Genomic DNA, 18833 nt, shown 5'->3' with positions numbered 1-18833 from the left:
TCCAACGCGACGCCACTCGACCCTGGGTTATCTCAGCCCCATGGACTTCGAGCGGCAGGCGCAGGTAGCTTAACCTCGTGTCTACCAGACCGGCAGCAGCTCAGATCTCTTCATCGCTCACTCCGCTTCCCTGGCCCTCCTTCATAACTGGAATTTTCCAGCTCAAAGCGGTCCAAAAAACCGGCAGCAGGTCACTGCAGGCCAGACTCTAATCGTTCGTGGAGGAAAATCAGGGGGTCACGTCACGACGAGGCATCTGCCGGATCGATGAGCTCAGCTTCAGTCGATGATCTGGTGCGGGCGGCGACGCCGCATGAGAGTGGTTTTCGTGGCCGCCCGTGTTGTCGCCTTACCCTTCCGCAAGCAGGGCCCTTAAATTGGCGAGGACCATAATCGCTGCATTTGCTTCGGTGATATCGAGGAGCCGAGACAAGGCACGAACCGCACGCCCGGCATCGATCGGCTCTGCAGCGCGACTACCAGCCTTCGTGAACGGGCCATCCGTTTCTGTCAGCAGACGATCACGCGGCAGTGATCGGATGAAAGCCGCCTTTCCCTCCCTCTCGAGCATTTGCTCGTTGACGGAAAAATAGCAGCCCAAGTCAGCAGCTCGTCGCGCGTCCGACGCTGATCCGGTGAACCAGTGGAGCACGATCCGTCCGCGATCAGACGGCAAATGAGCCTCGACCATGTCAAGCACGGCCTTCGCCGAACGCACGCTATGCACCGACAGGATCTTTCCACCGGCGTCGGCACACGCCTGAAGGACGTGGGCGAAAACTTTCTTTTGCGCATCGAATGACGCATAATAGCGGGGACCGGCATCAAGGCCTACCTCGCCGACGTAGCGCGTTTCGGGTAGCAGCTTCTCCCACAGCCCAATTTCGCCGGCGCGCTCGCCGACGAGCTGGGGGTGAAGTCCCAAGGCGGCACGCACGTGCTTGGTCGAGGCCGTAACCTCCGCGTTCCGCCGCCATGCCTTCGGCGTCGTCGTCACCGTCAACGTGAACACGCCAGCTTGGTCGCTGCGATCTACAGCACGCTCGAAATCCGGGTAAAGGTCCAGGTGGCAATGAAAATCAACTAGGTTCGTCATCAGCTGCGTCTACTTCGGTTTTGTACGTACGCCATCCAGAAGCCGACCGACTTCCTCCAGCCCACGGGCATAGACACCGGCCATTTTAGTCTGGTCGTCGATGCCGTGATCGTAGAGGGGACCGGGCTTGTGTATCAGCACCTTGGCGAGTTCGGGCCTCGCGCGGAGCCTCGCGATCGCTAGCTGGAAGGACCGCACCTGCACCCCTTCGGCCTCAGCGCTGTTCAACGGTCGGCGCTTCATGTCGGTCAGGTAATATTCGGTCGGATCACCATCCGGGATCGATGCGCGTCGGATCAGGCACGGAAGGCAATAGCCACAATGCCCCTGCGCGTGGCCCGCCCAGCGTAGCTTTGCGGGTGATGAGCATGAAATTGACTTGTCTGCAATCGACAGCAGGAATGCCTTGTCCGCACACCCCTCGACCATCTCACCCTTGGTCATCGCCCAGTACGGGTTGGCGAGCGAGCCATCGATACCAAGCGCGGCTACGAGCTCGATCCATCGTGCCATGTAGAAGGGATGCGTCGTGCGGGTACTGAGTGCACCCAAGCGCAACGGATCCAAGGGCACGTTCAGCGCGATCAGGCCGTTCTCCGGCACCTTCAGCTCGAACCGACGACGCAGTGCCGTACCGGCTGCTACACCAAATGCGAAAAATAGGAACGAGCGCGCGCGTGTCGATGTCTCTGATCCCACGCCGTCAGCGAGATCGTGCGCGAACACCATCGGCAGGCGGACCCACTCGAAGCGGCGCTTGGGGAACCGGGCCTTTAACTCGGCATGGCACAGGTACTGCGCTTTGCTCCCTGCCCCCTCGCCCGCATGGCTGACCAAGAGGGGTTTTTCATCCTTCGTCAGGCTGTCGATCGCCCCGATCAGGCTATCAAGCCCGCCCGAGAACAGGTTGACGCCGAGGAGGTCGGTTTGAAGCAATGGCGCAGGGACCGATCCGGCCAGACGTTCCTTGCCCGCCGGTCGGTTGCGGAATTCGATTGACCAACGATCGCCGCTCAAGAAACCGAGCGCACGGATGACGATCGGCCGCGCACGCTCCCAAGCCGCAACATCGCTGACCGGCGTGACGATGCGGATCTCGCGGGTCCAACCATCCTGCGCTTCGGTCGCGCGCGAAATCCGGGTGTCGGCAGCGTAGACCAGCGCTCCGAGGATCAACAGATCGATGCCGATCTCGTCGGGCACCAGGTCGAGCTTGCGGAGGTCATTGAGTGCCGTTTGTATCCCGTAGGCGATTCCGCCCGCGTTCAGGAGCTGGACGTCTGAGCGGACCTCGTCCGTGCCCATGTCGACGGATGGTACGTCTCTGGCGCCCATAGTGCCGACTAGGAGATGACGCTTCATCGTGCGACCTCCGCATCGCCCATCGCCTGAAGGATCTGATACGCGTCCTCGTACACCGATGTCACGAACCCGTTGATCTCCGTCGGCGATAAGGCCTGAATGTTGCTCCCCGCTCGGGAGACGGCATCGCTGACGCCGCGCTGGATGAAGTCGTGCAGCATATCCTCGACGTTCTGGGCAGCCGCGGGATTGGCCGGAAGCGCGACGGCCTTGGTCCCGATGTCATTACAGATGCGCGCTTCGATGGTATGCGCTACATAGAGTTCGAAGACCGTCGTCATCTGCTCGGGCGTCAGTCCATCGATATCCGTGATGCCGGCATCGGCGAGATCGGCGATCGTCTCGAGGAAGGCGTTGCGCGCAATCCCCTGGTCGATCGAACCGTCTTCGGGGCAGACGTAATCGGCTAGGCCAGCGAACACTTCCTCGATCGGACGACCCGCAAGCGCTGTAAGGTTCAGCTCACGCAGCGTCTGGGCGATACCGTTCGCCTGGACCGATTGCAGCAGCCGGACGACATTGGCACCGGACGCGCGCGCGGTGCCCATTCGTTGTGCGGCACGCCGCGGGCTCCCCATCGACGACCGGACATAACCGGATACGGCGCGCCCGAGACTCTTACGGTCGGTCCCGCCCGATTTAGCGAATGTCGTGAATGCGCTGCGGGGTGTGCTGAAGCGGCCCGCGGGACCAGGTGGCGGTAGAGGAGGTGCGGCGCCATCGCCCTGATCGGCTCCATCACCGGCGTTACCGTCACCATCTTGGCCGTCGGCACCATCGTCGTTCCCGTCCGCGTCGCTGCGGTCGGAATCATCGATGAAGGTCGGAACGAGCGGCCGATCGTTCGTCGGTCCATCGAAGGAAGACGAGGTACCCATTAAGCTTTGATCCCCGTCCGTAAAGCAGCCGTCGCGGTCGCTTGAAGCGCCGGGTTATCGCTGATCTTGCTCCACCGCTCGATCAGGTTCTGGAAGCGGCGCTTCTCGCCCTCCTCGGTCAACACCTCGTTCCAGCCCGCGACGATCCACGGCCCGCTGGTTTCAGGCAGCATGCCTAACATATCGACCAGCGCCGATTGCAGATGCGGTTGCGTGCGGACCAAGATCGTGGCCCCATCGATCCCGGCGGGCGGACGCACAAAATCGCCTGCGGCGAGGATCCGGCGTCGAACGAAATCGAACACCAGCGACGCTTCCGGTTTCGCCAACGCTCGCAGCTCGGCGTCCATCCCCGAGACCGTCATGCGACGCCCCATCAGCCGCTCGACGACCGCGGCGAGCGGACCCAGCGCCGAGGCGGCAGCGAGGTAATCCTTTCTGTCCTTCGTGACGAAGAGATACGGACGCAGGTCGAAGTCGCTGATCGGCGGTTGCAGCTTCGCCCAGGCCTTAATGACGTCCGAGGCCCTCCATTGTGTCAGGACCGGATTTTCGGGCAGTGCCGGTGTCGGTGCCGCCTTCACCGGTGCTGCGGCTGGTTTCTTCGCCCCGATTGCGGGCTCCACTGCGGGTTTCACCGGGGCCGCCTTCGGTTCACCCTCCAGGATGCTCAGATCTTTGCATCGACCGTCTGGATCGTTCGCGGACGCGAGACCGATTTCGTCGAACAGCGTCGGAATGAACCGTTCGGCCAACATGAGCTTTGCCAAGACCGGTAGTTTGATCGCAGCCCCGAAACCCCGAGCGTCAGCGGTGCGCTCACGCAGCAGCAGACTGTTCAAGAACCGCTTGATCTGCCTCGGATTGCCGGACGTCCCGCTGGCGAGCAATGGGACGATCTGCTCGGTCAGGACGAGATCTTCGGCCACGTCCTTGGCGCGGTCGCCGAGTGCCGCTTGTACGGCACCGCTGTCGAAGCCGGTCGGGTCCCATGGCCGCTTCAACGCTGCGCGTGCTACCTTGACCAATTTGTCGAACTGCTCGTTGTCCTCGCCGAGGCGCGCACCTACCAGCAGCAAGGTGACATAGATGTACGTCTCGACGCCGCCCAGCGACGGTATCCGAAGCGGGACTTGGATCAATTTCTCGAGATAGTTGCGGGCATAATCCCGCGGACCGGTCGTATCCGGCAGATCGGGGAAATGTTTTCGGACTGAATATTCGATCATTGCCTCGTCCGCGGCGATGACGAATGCCGTACGATCCATCATCACGAACAACCGCATCGCTTCGAGCGTTTCGATTGCTGGTTCCGGCAAGCAGCGGTCGAGATCGTCGATCAGGACGACGAGTTGCTTCAGACCAGCGCGGCGCAGCAGTTCGTCGAACGCCTTGCGGAACTCTTCGACCTCCTGCGGAACCCGCCGACTTTCCTTCTTTTTCAGCAGCCCTTCGGCACCTTTAACGACCTTGTCGATCTCGTCCTTGTCGAAGTTTTTTTTGGGGTCAGCGAAAAAGCCCTTCACCATTCCCACCACGGAGCCGATCTGATCGAGGTTGGGCATCCCCGACATCGCGGTAAACGCGAGGCCGCCCCCCATCCGCGCGATCTTGAGCCAGTCGAGCCGTTTGACGACATCCATTACGGCGTCGGCGGCTTTCGTCGCGAGAGAGCGCTTCTCGATCAATTGAGTGACGACGCCCTCGATCAGGGCGATCTTGGCATCTTCGAGCCCCTGAAACCGCCAAGCGTTGAACTTGATGCAGAGGATATCGTCGTGGCCATCCAAGGCATTCTCGATCATCTCGAGCACACTCGATTTCCCCGCGCCCCAGTCCCCGTGGACGCCGACCGTTACCGCTCGTTCAGGATTCTCACTGATGAGCCCGACAATGGTGGTCGCGATCGCTTCGTTGTTCAGTAGATCGAACTTGGTTTCATTGTCTGCGAGCAGCACGTGTTCCCCCTCCCGGAACACGGCGTGCCCCCCACCCGATCCGTTCTTAAGCATCCTGCATGAAGTCAGTGTTCGATCAAGGGCGTTTTCTTGATCAATCGAGAATGGATGTTGTCCTTCGCAAAAGGCCGATGCGCCATCCAGTTCGGCTAGCGGATGCCACGATCAAGATGAATGAAGGGCCACTTACTTCACCTTGTCACCCCAAAGCGGTCAGCCAGCCTTCCACCATGAACATATATCTGATTCCCGCCAGATTTGCTGATATGCGGACCGTCTGCTGTAATCCTGAAAGCCGCCCTCACCCCGCCTTGCTGGAATGCCGGTAATGGGACGAAAGCGCAGTTCCCGCCTGTGCTTCTGCATCGCCGGACGAAGCAGCACGCCAGACGCGCGTAGTTGTCAAACGGTACGACCGATCATCCCGCCTCATCCTGTACGACCCGCTCGACTTTGCTGGCCAGCGGAGCGACAGCACGGGCACACGGTGACGGGCGGACGAGTCGCCGCGCCCCCTGCCCCGGATGAGTTTCTCACCGGGGCTGCAGCTGGTGGCAGCAGCATGGTGCTGCCAGCCAGCGAGGAACCGGCAACATGATCCGTCTCAGCGATACCCAGCGCATTCTCCTGTCCTGCGCCTCACAGCGCAGCAACGGCAGCCTCCTGCCGCTGCCGGCAATGATCAGACCCGGCGGTGGCACGTCCAGGGCCATGGCGGCACTGCTGCGCCAAGGCTTCGCGCATGAGCGCGAAACCGGCGAACCGGCTGCGACGCACCGTGTCGACGACGATATCCGCTACGGCGTGTTCATTACCGCCGCAGGTGCGGCGGCAATCGGTGTCGAACCCGAAGATCCGGGTGCAGCCAATGCCGTCGCCGTTGCTGGCAGCCCTGCTGCACCGGCGACAAGACCGCACTCGAAGACCGCAACCATCATCACCCTGCTTGCCCGCGCTCAGGGCGCAACCGCAGCCGAACTCATCGAGGCGACCGGCTGGCTGCCCCATACCACACGGGCGGCACTCACCGGCATCCGCAAAAAGGGCCATGCCATCGACCGCGGCAAACGTGAGGGCGTAACCTGCTACCGCATCGTCGAGGCAGGGTGATGGCGCTGGCAGACGAAGTGGCTTCGCTCGACACGCTCGGCATTGGCGAACTGCGCGCACGCTGGAGCAGGCTGACCGGTGGCCCGGTGCCGAAGGTCGGCACCAGCATGCTGCGTCTGGCGCTGGCATGGGAGCTTCAGGCGCATGCCCTCGGCGGCTTTCCCCGCGCCACATCGCAGGCGCTCGACCAGCTCGGACGCGGTGCGACACGCACCGCCCCGCCCCGTGCCGGTATGCGGCTGGTGCGTGAGTGGCAGGGGCAGGTCCATGTCGTCGAGATCGGCGAGGACGAGGTCATTCGCTGGGACGGACGCACGTGGCGCTCGCTGAGCGAGGTCGCCCGCGCCATCACCGGTACGCGCTGGTCGGGCCCCGCCTTTTTCGGCCTGAAGACGAAGCCGGCATGAAGACCGTTCGCTGCGCGATCTACACCCGCAAGTCGTCCGAGGAAGGTCTGGAGCAGGGCTTCAACAGTCTCGATGCCCAGCGCGAGGCCTGTGCCGCCTATATCCTCAGTCAGGCAAGCGAGGGCTGGAACGCCCTGCCAGACGTCTATGACGACGGCGGGCTGTCGGGGGGTACGCTGCAACGCCCGGCGCTGCAGCGCCTGCTCGCCGACGTCGCGGCAGGCCGGGTGGACATTATCGTCGTCTACAAGGTCGACCGGCTGACCCGGTCGCTGTTCGACTTTGCGAAACTGGTGGAAACGCTGGACAGGACCGGCACCAGCTTCGTGTCGGTGACCCAGTCATTCAACACCACCACCAGCATGGGGCGGCTGACGCTCAACATGCTGCTGTCGTTCGCCCAGTTCGAGCGCGAAGTGACCGCCGAACGCATCCGCGACAAGATTGCCGCCAGCAAGGCAAAGGGCATGTGGATGGGGGGCACTCCCCCGCTTGGCTATGCTCCCAGCGAGCGCAGCCTGACCATTGTCCCGGATCATGCTGCGCTGATCCGCGACCTGTTTGCCCGCTATCTGACGCTTGGCAGCGTGCCGCTGCTCGAGGCTGACCTGCTGGCGCAGCGGGTCACCATACCCAAACGCACGACCATCGGCGGCAAACCCATCGGCGGCGGGGCGTTCACCCGCGGGCATCTCTACCAGATACTTCGCAACGTCATCTACACCGGCCGGATCGCACACAAGGGCACAGTCTATCCCGGCAGGCACGATGCAATCATCGACGAGGGAACATTTGCGGCGGTACAGGAGCGGCTGGCCGCGAACCTGCAGGGTGAGCGTAACAGGACCCGCACAGCCAGTCCCAGCCTGCTTGCGGGCAGGATCGTCGATGAAGACGGCGATCCGCTGATTGCCACCCATGCCAGCAAGGGCAAGGTGCGCCATCGCTACTATGTCAGCAGGGAGCTGCATCACGGTCGCAGTAGAACGGGCATGCGGCTCCCGGCGCGCGAAATAGAAGCACTGGTTGCCGGCCAGCTGGCCGACCTGCTGGCAACGCCCCTGACGCTGGCCGCAAACGCTGCATTCGTCCTGAACGCAGGCCAGATCGTCAAACTGCATGCGGACTGCCAGACCCTTGCCGGACAGGTTCCGCACCCTCGCCTCCCGGTCCTTGCCGAACTGGTACAGCGGGTCCAGGTCGGGGCAGCAGACGTGTCGATCACCGTCCATGCGGCGGCACTGGCGGCGATGCTCGGCATCGGGCGGGAACCGGACGCACCTGCCACCCTCGAGCTCTGCTGCGCGGCGCGACTGACCCGCTCGGGGCGAGCGTTGCGGCTGGTGCAGGATGGCGGTGCTGTGCCGCAGGCAACGCCGGACCGGGCGCTGGTCCGGCTGCTGGTGCAGGCCCGTCGCTGGTGGACACTGCTACGCACCGGCGAGATCAACACCACCGAACTGGCGCAGCGCGAAGGGGTGACGCCGTCCTATCTGGCACGCGTCGTCCGGCTGGCATTCCTGTCGCCGGCAGTCACGCAGGCAATCCTCGCCGGGCGGCAACGTGCCGGCGTAACCGTTGCCAGCCTGACGCTCGGCGAAGGCGTCATGGCCGACTGGCAGGCGCAGAAGGGGGCGCTGCTGCCGAACTGAGCCTTCTCGCGGGGCGGTCGCTGCGCCGTGTGACATTCAGTCAAAAACTGCCCCGCCCCTGCACATTCTGCTTGCCTGTCTGCGCCAGCAGAGCAACTACACCCCTGCCCCTCGTGAAAGCCGGGGGGCGGGGCGTGAGAACCCCTCCAAACATGCTCGGTCACGACTTTGTCGAGGCCGGGTGGCATGCGCGCATGTCCAGCCGGCAACGGTAAAGGCGCATGCGCCTGACTGTTTGGCAGGTTCTCAACATCCGGCTTCTGGCCGTCGCTCCGAGAGGACATAGGCGCGACGAACGAGGTCATCGGCAACGGCGTCGCCTGCAACAGGAGATGTCATGACCGATCTGAATATCATCAGTGAGCCTGCCGGGCCCGCTGCTGTCGACTGGCGCACGCGCCAGCTTACCCACCAGTCTTCCGCGCGCGAAAACGTGTTCGAGCATATCCTGCTCGGCCAGATCGGTGCCGAACTGCTCGACCGGGGTGTCGACTATGATGAACTGCACAGCAGCGTCGACAAGGACGGCTTCGACGTCCTGCTCGAAGCCGGCAATATCCAGCGCCACATCCAGCTGAAGGTCATGGTGAAGGGCGGCAAGCGCAGCGACGTCACTATCCATCGCCGTCTGACAAATCGTCCGTCCGGCTGCGTGGTCTGGCTGACCTACGATCCGGCGCTGCGCAGCTTCTGCGACATTCGCTGGTTCGGTGGCCAGCCCGGTGAACCGCTGCCTGAACTCGGTGACCGGGTTGCGCGGCACAGCCGTGCCAATGCGCAGGGTCAGAAGGCCGAGCGCCCCGATCACCGCATCATCGTCGCAAGGCGCTTCGAGCGGATCAGGGATATTGCCGGGCTGGTTGACCGGCTGTTCGGTCGGGTCGCAGTCGATGCATAGGCCGTCGTTCGCCGCCCACGCCATCTGCGTGCTCGCCCTTGCCGGCATCGCAACCTCCGCGTCTGCACGAAAGGCGCCAAGAGCGGTCTGGCAGGTCAGCCGCACCAGCGATCCGATCACCGGTGCGTCCAGCTGCGTGGTCGCAGCATGGGATCAGGCAGCGGGTACGAGCTACTCGCGGACCGGGTCGCTCTATCCGTTTGTCGAGAACAGCAGCGTGCATGGTCTGCTGGTCGGGGTCAGCAGCGGCGGTCGCATGCGCCTCCCGACCGGCGATATCGTCTGGCGCGTCGATGACCGGCCATTCCGGACCCTCACTGCGGCGAATAACCCTCCGGGTGCAGCAGCCTCTGCCGTACCGGCGGGCAATCCGGCGATGCAGCAGCTCGTCGACCAGCAGATGCGGATCGTAGCCGCCGCCACCGCGACCAGCACGGTTGCCAGTGGCAAGACAGCACGTGCGATGCTCGACGAGTTGCTCGCCGGCAAGGGACTGATCTTTCGTTCGGCAGCCACCACGACCAGCTACGGCCTGCCGAACGATTCAGGGCAGCAGGTCGGCCTGCTTACCAAAGATGGTGTGAGACCCTACCCCATCGATGACAGCTTCAGGGCCGGGCTGGCTGCGTGCGGGATTGCAAATATCACCTGAAACCGAACAGCGGACGCTGTCCGGTACTCCAGACCTTGCTGCATACCCGCCCGTTTCCCTCTTCTTTACCCATCGCGAACACTGGTGTATTGGCCCGGGAAAGAGGAGTGACCGATGGACGGGAATGAACTGGAGCGAATAGCCGGGCCGCACGACAGCAAGGCGGCGAAGATCCGGGCACTGAACGAGGCGGGTGTCAGTACGACCGATATCTCGACCTTCCTCGGTATCCGCTATCAACACACCTACAATGTCCTGCTGCGCGCAGGACGGATCAAACGCGACAGCGATACAGGAGAACAGGCACCCGTTCTGGCGCTGGATGTCGGGTCGGACGGCACAGTAGTGCTGCCCGCATCGGTGCTCGATGATTTCGATCTACAGCAAGGTGGTCAGCTGTTCGTCCGACAGACACCGGACGGCCTGCTGCTGATGCCAAGGCAGGCCGCCATTGCCGAAATGGCACGTGTCGCAGCCGAACGCATGCCCGAGCATGCATCACTGCTGAAAAGCCTGTTGCAAGGTTACACAGATTAATACATAGCTACTCCATAATGTAACGGATGGAGGATGCAGTGTGACCAATACCCATATAAACCGGCATACGCTCGACCCGCTCAAGATCGAACTGCGGCCGCTCGCTACGCTTGTACCGGCGGCGCGCAACGCACGCCGGCACAGCGAAAAACAGATCGAACAGGTCGCCGCCTCGATCCGGCATTTCGGGTTCACCAACCCGATCATCATCGAGGCGGACGGGACCATCGTCGCAGGGCATGCCCGTTTCGAGGCGTCGAAGGCACTGGGCATCGTTGATGTGCCGACGATCCAGATCACGCACCTTACTGCGGACGAGCTGCGCGCATACCGGATCGCTGACAACAAGATCGCAGCCAATGCCGAATGGGATGACGAAATCCTGCGGCTTGAGTTCGAGGAACTGGTCGAGATCGAGACCCGCTACGACATCGAAATCACCGGCTTCTCGACTACCGAAATCGACCTTCTCCTCGATATGAGCCCGGCTGAGGCGAAACTTGAGGAACAGCCCAAACTCAACCACCGGGAGGTTTCCGGGGTTGAACGCGGCGACGTCTGGATCCTTGGCTCGCACCGGCTGCTTTGCGGGGATTCGCGTGACACCGCTTCGTTTGACCGGCTGATGAATCTCGAGCTTGCCCGGATGGTGTTCTCCGATCCGCCGTTCGACGGGCATGTCGGGGGTCTTGGCCGCACGAAGCACCGCGAGTTCGCCATGGCGAGCGGTGAGATGTCGCAGGCCGAGTTCACTGCCTTCCTGCGGACGGTGTTCGCCAATGCCGCTACCGTCAGTCAGGACGGCGCGATCCACTATCAGTGCATGGACTGGCGGCACATGGCTGAGATGCTGGAGGCAGGACACAGCGTCTATTCCGGCCTGCAGAACCTGTGCGTCTGGGCCAAGGACAATGGCGGCATGGGCAGCTTCTACCGGTCGCAGCACGAACTGGTGTTCGTCTGGAAGGTTGGCGAAGCACCGCACCTCAACACGGTGCAGCTCGGCAAGAACGGTCGCTACCGGACCAACATCTGGAACTACCGGGGAGCGACCAAAACCGGCCACGATGCCGAGCTTGCCCTCCACCCGACGGTCAAGCCGGTTACGATGGTCATGGACGCGATCAAGGACACCTCGAAGCGCGGGGAGATCGTCCTTGACCCCTTTGGTGGATCGGGCTCGACCCTGATTGCGGCCCACAAGACGGGCCGGTGCGCCAGACTGATCGAGTATGAACCGACCTTCTGTGCCGTCACCATTCGACGCTGGCAGAAGATTGCGCGCGGCAAGGCTGTTCTGGAAGCGACCGGTGAAACCTTCGCTGACGTCTACGCACGTCGCAACGCCGAGATCGAGCGGCTCGGCGAGCTTGCGCTGGAGGACGCGGCATGAGCGACCAGATCAGGCGCAGGCCCGGCGGTCAGTTTGCCGCCGGACAGTCCGGGAACTCCGCTGGTGCCAGGCTGAGGAAGCCTGACCAGCTGCTTACCCTGAAAGATATGCTTCAGACTGACCTTCGGGTGGCATCCGAAGTGGTGGGCTTCAAGGACGGCAAGCCGGTCACCCGGTATGAGAATGCCGTACGGATGCTGGCGAAAGGCGATTCGGCAAACCGGCTGGCAACCCGTGACTTCGTGGAGCACAGTACGAACGCAGCCCGGAATCTGGAGGCCCTTGAACGGAGCGAGGCCCGGCGGGAGCAGGAGCAGGCTCGCCGGGAACGAGGCCGGTAACGATGGAACGCAACGTCATTGGCAGATCTGCCCTGAAACCTCCCTGCGAAGACAGCCCCGGCGAACGTCCGGCGTCGGTGGATCCCCTCCGGCAGGAGGATGTTTTCCGGATCGTGCTGGCCACGGCCAACGTCCCGGTTTCGATCCCGCGGGGTCGCGGGCGGCGTGTGGTCACCCTGTACGAAGCCCAGATCCGCCGGCTCGCTGTCGGGCGGGTTTACCGGCGGGCAGCGGTGATGGACTTCATACGGCTTGTCCACCGGGCTGCTGCTGCCAGTTCGGACGCCGCACCCGATACGCCACACCCGCCTGCGGTTGCGCGACTTGAGGAGAGCCTCGAACGGCTGCGGGTGGTCGCGGCGTCGGCCGATGCCAGCGAACTCGATCGCAGGGCTGCGACGTTCTACGAAATGCTGCTCGATACGCTCGGCGACAACCCACCTGAATAAGCCCCGGCCCAGCCTGACAGCAGCAAATTCGAGGTATCAGTCAATAGCGGTACACCACCTCTGGAAACGCCCGGAAAACCGGGACGAAACACTGGAAATGCGTCATTTGACCCTGCAGGGCGCTGCAGGCCTGAACCCTGCCTGCAGAACTGCATGAAATTTCCTGCAAGCTTCCTGCTCCTGTGCAACCGCAATCATGCCATTGTTGGCGTAAAAGTGTTTCCGGTGCAGGTACTTGGAATGCAGAAACGCGTTCTTCGTCACCAGAAATCTGTGCAAAAAAACTGAAATGCGGAAACCCCCGTTGAAAGAGGCCAGATGCCATTTACCGGCGAAGCACGGTCTGATCCCGAAGGACAACGCAACGCGAAGACTCCGTCCGCTACCGCCGCATAACCGGAGCCTTTGATCCGGGACGTTTCCGGTGCGGCAAGACAGGAACCGGCGGCTCTGCAAACGCCGATGCGATCAACCAGTATGAAAATGCATCAGGACGAGAACCGTACTGCATGCGACTGAAGCAGAGAAAACCTTCCGCAGACCCCGTATCGACGGGTATCGGACGGCTCTCCGCACTACCGAACTGAACCGGAATGGCGCGGGAAGGCGCGCCTTCCGGCTGAATTATCCGATTTGGTCAGTCACTTACGAAGTCTTGGCGGAGCCCATTACATTTCGAACGATCGATATCGGTTCTTGTAAGTCACCGAAATCGCGAGAAATTTACTTGTAAAGCGTACCGCTGGAGAAAAGGCCCTCGAATCACGTGAATTAGGTACCGAGAGAGGCCAAATTCGTACAATTCGGAACCCACATTCCGGATTAATTTTCAGTAAAAACAACGACTTGGTGGCGGAGCGGGAGGGATTCGAACCCTCGATACGGTTTTGCCGTATACTCACTTTCCAGGCGAGCGCCTTCGACCACTCGGCCACCGCTCCGCATTGCCGGAAGGTGGGTTCCCTAGGGCGCGGCGGGGTTTCGTGCAAGCGGGAGTTGCGGGGACGGCGCGCGGCGGGCAGGATGGCCCGATGCATCTCGTCTCGCTGATCGCCGCGCTGCTTCAGGCCGCCGCTCCCGCCGCCCCGCCGACCCCGGCCGATCCGGTCGACGGCGACTGGCGGACGATCCCCGACGACGAACTGCTCGTGATGACGCTGGCCGGCGACAAGCGGGTCGTGATCCGGCTGGCCCCGCGCTATGCACCGGTGCATGTCGACAATTTGCGCAAGCTGGCGCGGGCGCATTGGTGGGACGGCAGCTCGGTATACCGGGTGCAGGACAACTATGTCGCGCAATGGGGCGACGTCACCGAGAAGAAGCCGTTGCCGTCAAGCGTCATCGCCAATCCGCCGGCCGAATATGTGACCGGCAGCTATGATGCGGTGACGCAGATGACGCGGCGCGATCCCTACGCAGCGAAGAGCGGGCATAGCGCCGACGGATGGCCGGTGGCGAGCGATGGCAAGGCGGCGTGGCTGACGCACTGTTATGCAATGGTCGGCGTCGGACGCGATATGGCACCGAGCACCGGCAGCGGTGCCGAACTCTATGCGGTGATCGGCCACGCCCCACGCCATCTCGACCGCAATGTCGCGCTGATCGGGCGCGTGGTCGAGGGGATGGAGTATCTGTCGTCGCTGCCGCGCGGTACCGGCACCATGGGATTTTACGCGCCCGATCAGACGCCTACTCCGATCCGCTCGGTACGACTGGCCAGCGAGTTGCCGGCTGGCGAGCGGCCTCATTTCCAATATCGGGCTGCCGACAATGCCCGCTATTCCGCATGGGTAAAGGGGCGCGAAAATCGCGAGCCGCCCTTTTTCGAAGTACCGGCCGGCGGGGCGGATATCTGTAACGCCATGCCGCCGGTCCGGCCGACGCCCACGAAATAGAGGTCAGACGCGCGAGACGAGCAGCGCCGCGCCGAAGCCGATGAAGATTCCGCCGGTCGCCCGGTCGAACCAGCGGCGGACGCGCGGACGGGTCAGATGGCGCGCAAGCGAGCGACCGCCCACCGCATAGGCGGCGTACCACAGGCATTCGACCACCGCGAACGTGGCGACCAGAATCGCGAACTGCACCGGCTGCGAACCCGCAGGGTCGACGAACTGCGGCAGGAAGGCGGTGGCGAACAGCAACAGCTTGGGGTTGCTGATCCCGACCAGAAAGCCACCGCGAAACAGGTGGCCGGACGGCATGGCATCGGGCGCGACGTCGAGCGGTGCCGACCGTGCCGTGATCGCGCGAAACCCCAGCCATGCCAGATAGGCGGCCCCGGCATAGCGCAACACGTCGAACAGTCCCGGCACCGCCGTCAACAGCGCCGCCAGCCCCGCCGCCGATGCCATCAACACCCCGACCAGCGCAGTCAGGCAGCCCGCCATCGCTGGCAGGGTGCCGCGCCAGCCGAGGGTTACGCTTCGGCTGAGGATATGCAACATGTTCGGGCCGGGCGTGCCGCACAGCACGACCACCGCCGCGACGAACAACAGCCAGCTATGCAGCGCCACGACGGTGTGCGATCAGCCCCGGACCCAGTCGGCGACGGCGGTCGCGACGGTGTTCGCGGCCTGGTTGATCGCCGGGCCGACGCTGTTCGCGTCGATCGTCGCGACCGGCGCGCGTGCTTCGAAGCGGCGCTTTTCGAACGCGGTCGACCCGGCGCGCTGCAGGGTCGCATCATAGACGACGACCGCTTCGCTGCGCCCGGCATCAATGCCGAATTCGCGCAATTCGCCGTTCAATTGCGCACCCGGATCGGCAAAGCCCTGCCGCGTGCTCAGCACCACCATGTTCGCGCGCGACGTCAGCGTATCGGACAGCAGCCGGGCGAACAGGCGCGCGGGCGGTTCGACCCATTGCGCTTCCTTGACATAGGCGATGCTGGTCGCGCTCGACTGCACCGGCACGCGGGTCACCGCCAGTTCCTGCGGAACGACCGGCACCTGCACCGTGATCGAACGCGCCTGCGCCGAACTCTGCGTCGCGCCGGCGGCGATCGGCGCGGCGGGGGCGAGCGTGAGCAACGCGGGTGGCGGTTCGGCACCGAAGCGGATGCACCCGGCCAGCGACAGGAGCAGCAGAACCGACAGCTTCTTCATGGGGAGCATCCTTGTCTTCCGCGTCACTTCTTGGGGTCGTAGTCGGGCAGCTTCGAACGGCCGACCAGCGCGGTCGCGCCACCCTGATCGACCTTTTCCGCGACCGAGGCGAGCGCGCCGGTCATCGCGCGCAGGTCGCCGACCAGCTGGTTCACCTGCGGGATGGTCTGCTTGCTGAACGCCTGTAGCCCCGGCTTCGCATCGCCGATCGCGTCGTTCAGCGTCTCGGCGCTCTTCTGCGCGCTGGCGATGGTGCGGTTCAGTTGCTGGATCGTCGGCTGGATGTCGTTCGACAGCACGCCGTTGGTCGTCGCCGCCAGCTCACCGATCTGTTGCGAGGCGACACCGGCGCGCTGGATCGCGATCCGCGTTTCGGCCAGCGTCGCCGCGATTTCGGGCCCACGATCTGCCAGCGCGTCAGTCAGCCGGTTGGTGCTGTCGAGGATCGCGGCGATCGAATTCTGGTTGCGGTCGGACAGCACGTCGGCCAGCCGCTCGGTCAGGGTGGTGACGCGTTCGAGCAACTGCGGCGCGGAGCTGAGCAACGCAGCGACGCCGCCCGCCTTTGGAGGGATGACCGGTACGCCCATCGGGCACGACTGTTCGGCATTCGTTTCGGGACAGGCGATCGGCGGCGCGCCCTTGACCGCGCCGTCGAGCGTGATGGTCGAGACGCCGGTAAAGCTGCCGACGATCGTCGCCGTCGTGCCGAGCAGGACCGGGGTCTCGTCCTTCACCTTGATGCGGACGCGGACGAATTGCGGGTCCTTCGGCCACAGGGCGATATCCTCGACCTGACCCGAGGGGACGCCCGAAAACGATACCGGCGACCCCTTTGCCAGGCCGTCGACGGCCTGTTTGAAGAAGACGTCATATTCTTTTTCACTGCCGCCGCCGATACGGGCGAGCCACACGGTGAACAGCGCCAGCATGACCAGCAGGATCAGCACCACCGCGCCGACAAGGACATGGTTCGACCGGGTTTCCATCAGCGCCTCTGGGCTTGCGGCGAGGCCGGCTCTGCGCCGGCGTCGCGGTCGTGGTTGCGGGCGGCGATGCGTTCCTGCGCATCGGTCGCGGCGCGGCCACGGGGTCCGTTGAAATATTCCTGGATCCACGGATGGTCCAGCGCGAGCAGTTCGTCGATCGTGCCGACGGCGATGACCTTCTTGTCCGCCAGCACAGCCACGCGGTCGCAAATGGCGTGCAGCGTGTCGAGGTCGTGGGTGATGAGGAAGACGGTGAGCCCCAGCGTCTTTTGCAGCGACGCGGTGAGGTCGTCGAACGCCGCCGCACCGATCGGATCGAGGCCGGCGGTCGGTTCGTCGAGGAACAGCAATTGCGGATCGAGCGCGAGGGCGCGCGCCAGCCCGGCACGCTTCTTCATGCCGCCCGACAACTCCGACGGATATTTCGGCCCGGCATTGGCCGGCAGGCCGGTCATCACGACCTTGTACCCGGCAATCTCGTCGAGCAGCGCAGGCTTGAGCTTCGGGTAGAATTCCTTCAGCGGCACCTGCACGTTTTCGGCGACGGTCAGCGTCGAGAACAGTGCGCCGCCTTGAAACAGCACGCCCCATTTCTTGCGGATTTCGGTCGCTTCGGTTTCCTCGCGGCCGATCGTGTTCTCACCGAACACCTCGATCGTGCCGGCGGTTGGCGTCTGAAGCCCGATGATCGAGCGCATCAGCACCGATTTGCCGGTGCCCGATCCGCCGACCACGCCGAGGATCTCGCCACGCCGCACGTCGAGATCGAGGTCCTCGTGAATGACCTGGTCGCCGAACTGGTTCTTGAGACCACGGACGCGGATGAGGGATTCGCGCTCGCTCATATCCAGCCGATCCATGCGAAGAAGATCGCGAAAAACGCGTCGAGCACGATCACTAGGAAGATCGCCTGCACCACCGCCGCCGTCGTCCGGCTGCCGACCTGTTCGGCATCGCTTTCGACCTGCATGCCGTGGAAACAGCCGGCCATGCCGATGATCGCACCGAATACCGGTGCCTTGATCAGACCGATATACAGGTCGGTGATCGGCACGACTTCGCGGATGCGGGTGACGAAGGTGATCGGCGGGATGCCGAGCTGTGCCCAGCTGAGCAATCCGCCGCCGATGATGGCGATGATCGACGCATAGAAGCCGAGCAACAGCATCATGACGATCGCGGCGATGACGCGCGGCAGGACCAGCGCCTCCATCGGCGACACGCCGATCGTGCGCATCGCGTCGATCTCTTCGGTCAGCTTCATCGTGCCGAGCTGCGCGGCGAACGCCGAGCCCGAGCGACCCGCGACCATGATCGCGGTCATCAACACGCCCAGTTCGCGGAAGGTGAGGCGACCGATCAGGTTGATCGTGAACACTTCTGCACCGAATTGTCGCAGCTGCACCGCGCCCTGCTGCGCGATGACCATCCCGATCAGGAAGCTCATCAACCCGATGATGCCGAGCGCCGAGACGCCGACGACCTCGAACCGTTGCACCGTCGCATTGAAGCGGAAACGGCGCGGGTGACGCAGGATGTTTAGGAACGCGATGACGGTCGCGCCCATGAAGCCGAGCAGGCCCAGCATCTGTCGCGCGCTGCCCGATACCGCTTCGCCGATCTCTTCCAGCACCCGCAGCGGCGGGCTGAGCGCCTTGCCCTTGCGGACGACCGGATCGTCGGCGGCCGCGACCTGATCGAACAGGTGCTGGCTGTCGGTGTTCAATCCCTCGATGGCGACGTCGCGGTCGCGCGCGAAGCGGTGGACCAGCCACGCACCGACCGTATCGATCCGGTCGACTTGCGACAGGTCGATCCGGCTGACCGGTCCGTCGACCTCGTTCAGTCGTTCGGGCAGGTCGCCGACATGGGCGAGCGACAGGTTGCCGGTGAAGCGCAGCACGCCACCGCCATCGGCCCGGTCGTGCGAAAAATCGGCGGAAGCGCTCATCGCAGCCATCCATCGGCGATTTGCGGCGTCGCGGCAAGATGGTACGCGCTTGGCGC

Annotated in this window: 19 protein-coding genes and 1 tRNA gene; 10 read left to right on the top strand and 10 right to left on the bottom strand. The window is 63.6% G+C overall.

Annotation, left to right across the window (positions count from 1 at the left end; genetic code table 11):
• Positions 1 to 349: 349 nt before the first annotated feature.
• Genes qatD through qatA form a run of 4 tightly spaced genes read right to left on the bottom strand, consistent with a single transcriptional unit; the run spans position 350 to position 5294 of the window.
• Complete coding sequence (gene qatD / locus ASE70_RS09605; protein WP_056504011.1) at positions 350 to 1096, bottom strand: Qat anti-phage system TatD family nuclease QatD; 747 nt, start codon at positions 1094 to 1096, stop codon at positions 350 to 352.
• A gap of 9 nt (positions 1097 to 1105) precedes the next feature.
• On the bottom strand, positions 1106 to 2458 hold the full coding sequence (gene qatC / locus ASE70_RS09600; protein WP_056504007.1) for a Qat anti-phage system QueC-like protein QatC: 1353 nt from the start codon (positions 2456 to 2458) through the stop codon (positions 1106 to 1108).
• Positions 2455 to 3336: a Qat anti-phage system associated protein QatB gene (qatB, locus tag ASE70_RS09595; protein WP_056504005.1), complete on the bottom strand. Its 882-nt coding sequence runs from the start codon at positions 3334 to 3336 to the stop codon at positions 2455 to 2457. The genes qatC and qatB overlap by 4 nt, the downstream gene beginning before the upstream one ends.
• Positions 3336 to 5294, bottom strand: a complete 1959-nt coding sequence (qatA, locus tag ASE70_RS09590) for a Qat anti-phage system ATPase QatA (RefSeq protein WP_056504040.1) — start codon at positions 5292 to 5294, stop codon at positions 3336 to 3338. Before qatA ends, qatB begins: the two co-directional genes overlap by 1 nt.
• A gap of 594 nt (positions 5295 to 5888) precedes the next feature.
• On the opposite strand from qatA, the gene ASE70_RS09585 reads away from it, so the two are divergent.
• The 9 genes from ASE70_RS09585 (at position 5889) to ASE70_RS09545 (ending at position 12733) form a co-directional block, all read left to right on the top strand.
• Positions 5889 to 6404: a DUF3489 domain-containing protein gene (locus tag ASE70_RS09585; RefSeq protein ID WP_082450930.1), complete on the top strand. Its 516-nt coding sequence runs from the start codon at positions 5889 to 5891 to the stop codon at positions 6402 to 6404.
• Positions 6404 to 6811 carry a DUF2924 domain-containing protein gene (locus ASE70_RS09580; protein ID WP_056503999.1) on the top strand — a complete coding sequence of 136 codons (408 nt, stop codon included), beginning with the start codon at positions 6404 to 6406 and terminating at the stop codon, positions 6809 to 6811. Before ASE70_RS09585 ends, ASE70_RS09580 begins: the two co-directional genes overlap by 1 nt.
• On the top strand, positions 6808 to 8463 hold the full coding sequence (locus ASE70_RS09575; protein ID WP_056503995.1) for a recombinase family protein: 1656 nt from the start codon (positions 6808 to 6810) through the stop codon (positions 8461 to 8463). The genes ASE70_RS09580 and ASE70_RS09575 overlap by 4 nt, the downstream gene beginning before the upstream one ends.
• Before the next feature lie 337 nt (positions 8464 to 8800).
• On the top strand, positions 8801 to 9361 hold the full coding sequence (locus ASE70_RS09570) for a hypothetical protein (protein ID WP_056503991.1): 561 nt from the start codon (positions 8801 to 8803) through the stop codon (positions 9359 to 9361).
• A complete protein-coding gene (locus ASE70_RS09565) occupies positions 9324 to 10013 on the top strand; it encodes a hypothetical protein (RefSeq protein WP_235519736.1) in 690 nt (229 codons plus the stop codon). The genes ASE70_RS09570 and ASE70_RS09565 overlap by 38 nt, the downstream gene beginning before the upstream one ends.
• Positions 10014 to 10127: 114 nt before the next feature.
• Positions 10128 to 10550, top strand: a complete 423-nt coding sequence (locus ASE70_RS09560) for an AbrB/MazE/SpoVT family DNA-binding domain-containing protein (RefSeq protein ID WP_056503986.1) — start codon at positions 10128 to 10130, stop codon at positions 10548 to 10550.
• 40 nt (positions 10551 to 10590) lie between these two features.
• Positions 10591 to 11943, top strand: a complete 1353-nt coding sequence (locus ASE70_RS09555) for a site-specific DNA-methyltransferase (protein WP_235519735.1) — start codon at positions 10591 to 10593, stop codon at positions 11941 to 11943.
• Positions 11940 to 12284, top strand: coding sequence for a hypothetical protein (locus ASE70_RS09550; protein ID WP_056503984.1), 345 nt, complete (start codon positions 11940 to 11942; stop codon positions 12282 to 12284). Before ASE70_RS09555 ends, ASE70_RS09550 begins: the two co-directional genes overlap by 4 nt.
• A gap of 2 nt (positions 12285 to 12286) precedes the next feature.
• The gene (locus ASE70_RS09545) at positions 12287 to 12733 is read left to right on the top strand and encodes a hypothetical protein (RefSeq protein ID WP_056503981.1); all 447 of its coding nucleotides are present in this window, start codon (positions 12287 to 12289) and stop codon (positions 12731 to 12733) included.
• An 850-nt stretch (positions 12734 to 13583) separates the two neighbouring features.
• Here the strand turns inward: ASE70_RS09545 and ASE70_RS09540 are convergent.
• Positions 13584 to 13674 (bottom strand) — tRNA-Ser (locus ASE70_RS09540).
• A 90-nt stretch (positions 13675 to 13764) separates the two neighbouring features.
• Here ASE70_RS09540 and ASE70_RS09535 point away from each other — a divergent pair.
• Positions 13765 to 14628, top strand: a complete 864-nt coding sequence (locus ASE70_RS09535; protein WP_200925617.1) for a peptidylprolyl isomerase — start codon at positions 13765 to 13767, stop codon at positions 14626 to 14628.
• Positions 14629 to 14631: 3 nt separating this feature from the next.
• On the opposite strand, the gene ASE70_RS09530 is transcribed toward ASE70_RS09535, so the two are convergent.
• Genes ASE70_RS09530 through ASE70_RS09510 form a run of 5 tightly spaced genes read right to left on the bottom strand, consistent with a single transcriptional unit; the run spans position 14632 to position 18777 of the window.
• The gene (locus ASE70_RS09530; protein ID WP_056503977.1) at positions 14632 to 15246 is read right to left on the bottom strand and encodes a LysE family translocator; all 615 of its coding nucleotides are present in this window, start codon (positions 15244 to 15246) and stop codon (positions 14632 to 14634) included.
• Positions 15247 to 15258: 12 nt separating this feature from the next.
• A complete protein-coding gene (locus ASE70_RS09525) occupies positions 15259 to 15837 on the bottom strand; it encodes an ABC-type transport auxiliary lipoprotein family protein (protein WP_056503965.1) in 579 nt (192 codons plus the stop codon).
• A 23-nt stretch (positions 15838 to 15860) separates the two neighbouring features.
• Positions 15861 to 16826, bottom strand: a complete 966-nt coding sequence (locus tag ASE70_RS09520; RefSeq protein WP_056396233.1) for an MlaD family protein — start codon at positions 16824 to 16826, stop codon at positions 15861 to 15863.
• Entirely contained in the window at positions 16826 to 17686 is an 861-nt protein-coding gene (locus ASE70_RS09515; RefSeq protein ID WP_056396236.1) for an ABC transporter ATP-binding protein, read from the bottom strand. The genes ASE70_RS09520 and ASE70_RS09515 overlap by 1 nt, the downstream gene beginning before the upstream one ends.
• The gene (locus tag ASE70_RS09510; RefSeq protein WP_056396460.1) at positions 17668 to 18777 is read right to left on the bottom strand and encodes an ABC transporter permease; all 1110 of its coding nucleotides are present in this window, start codon (positions 18775 to 18777) and stop codon (positions 17668 to 17670) included. Before ASE70_RS09510 ends, ASE70_RS09515 begins: the two co-directional genes overlap by 19 nt.
• Positions 18778 to 18833: the final 56 nt, after the last annotated feature.

It is taken from the genome of Sphingomonas sp. Leaf22, from assembly GCF_001421715.1.
Lineage (GTDB): Bacteria > Pseudomonadota > Alphaproteobacteria > Sphingomonadales > Sphingomonadaceae > Sphingomonas.
This window is presented reverse-complemented; position numbering and strand designations above follow the sequence as displayed.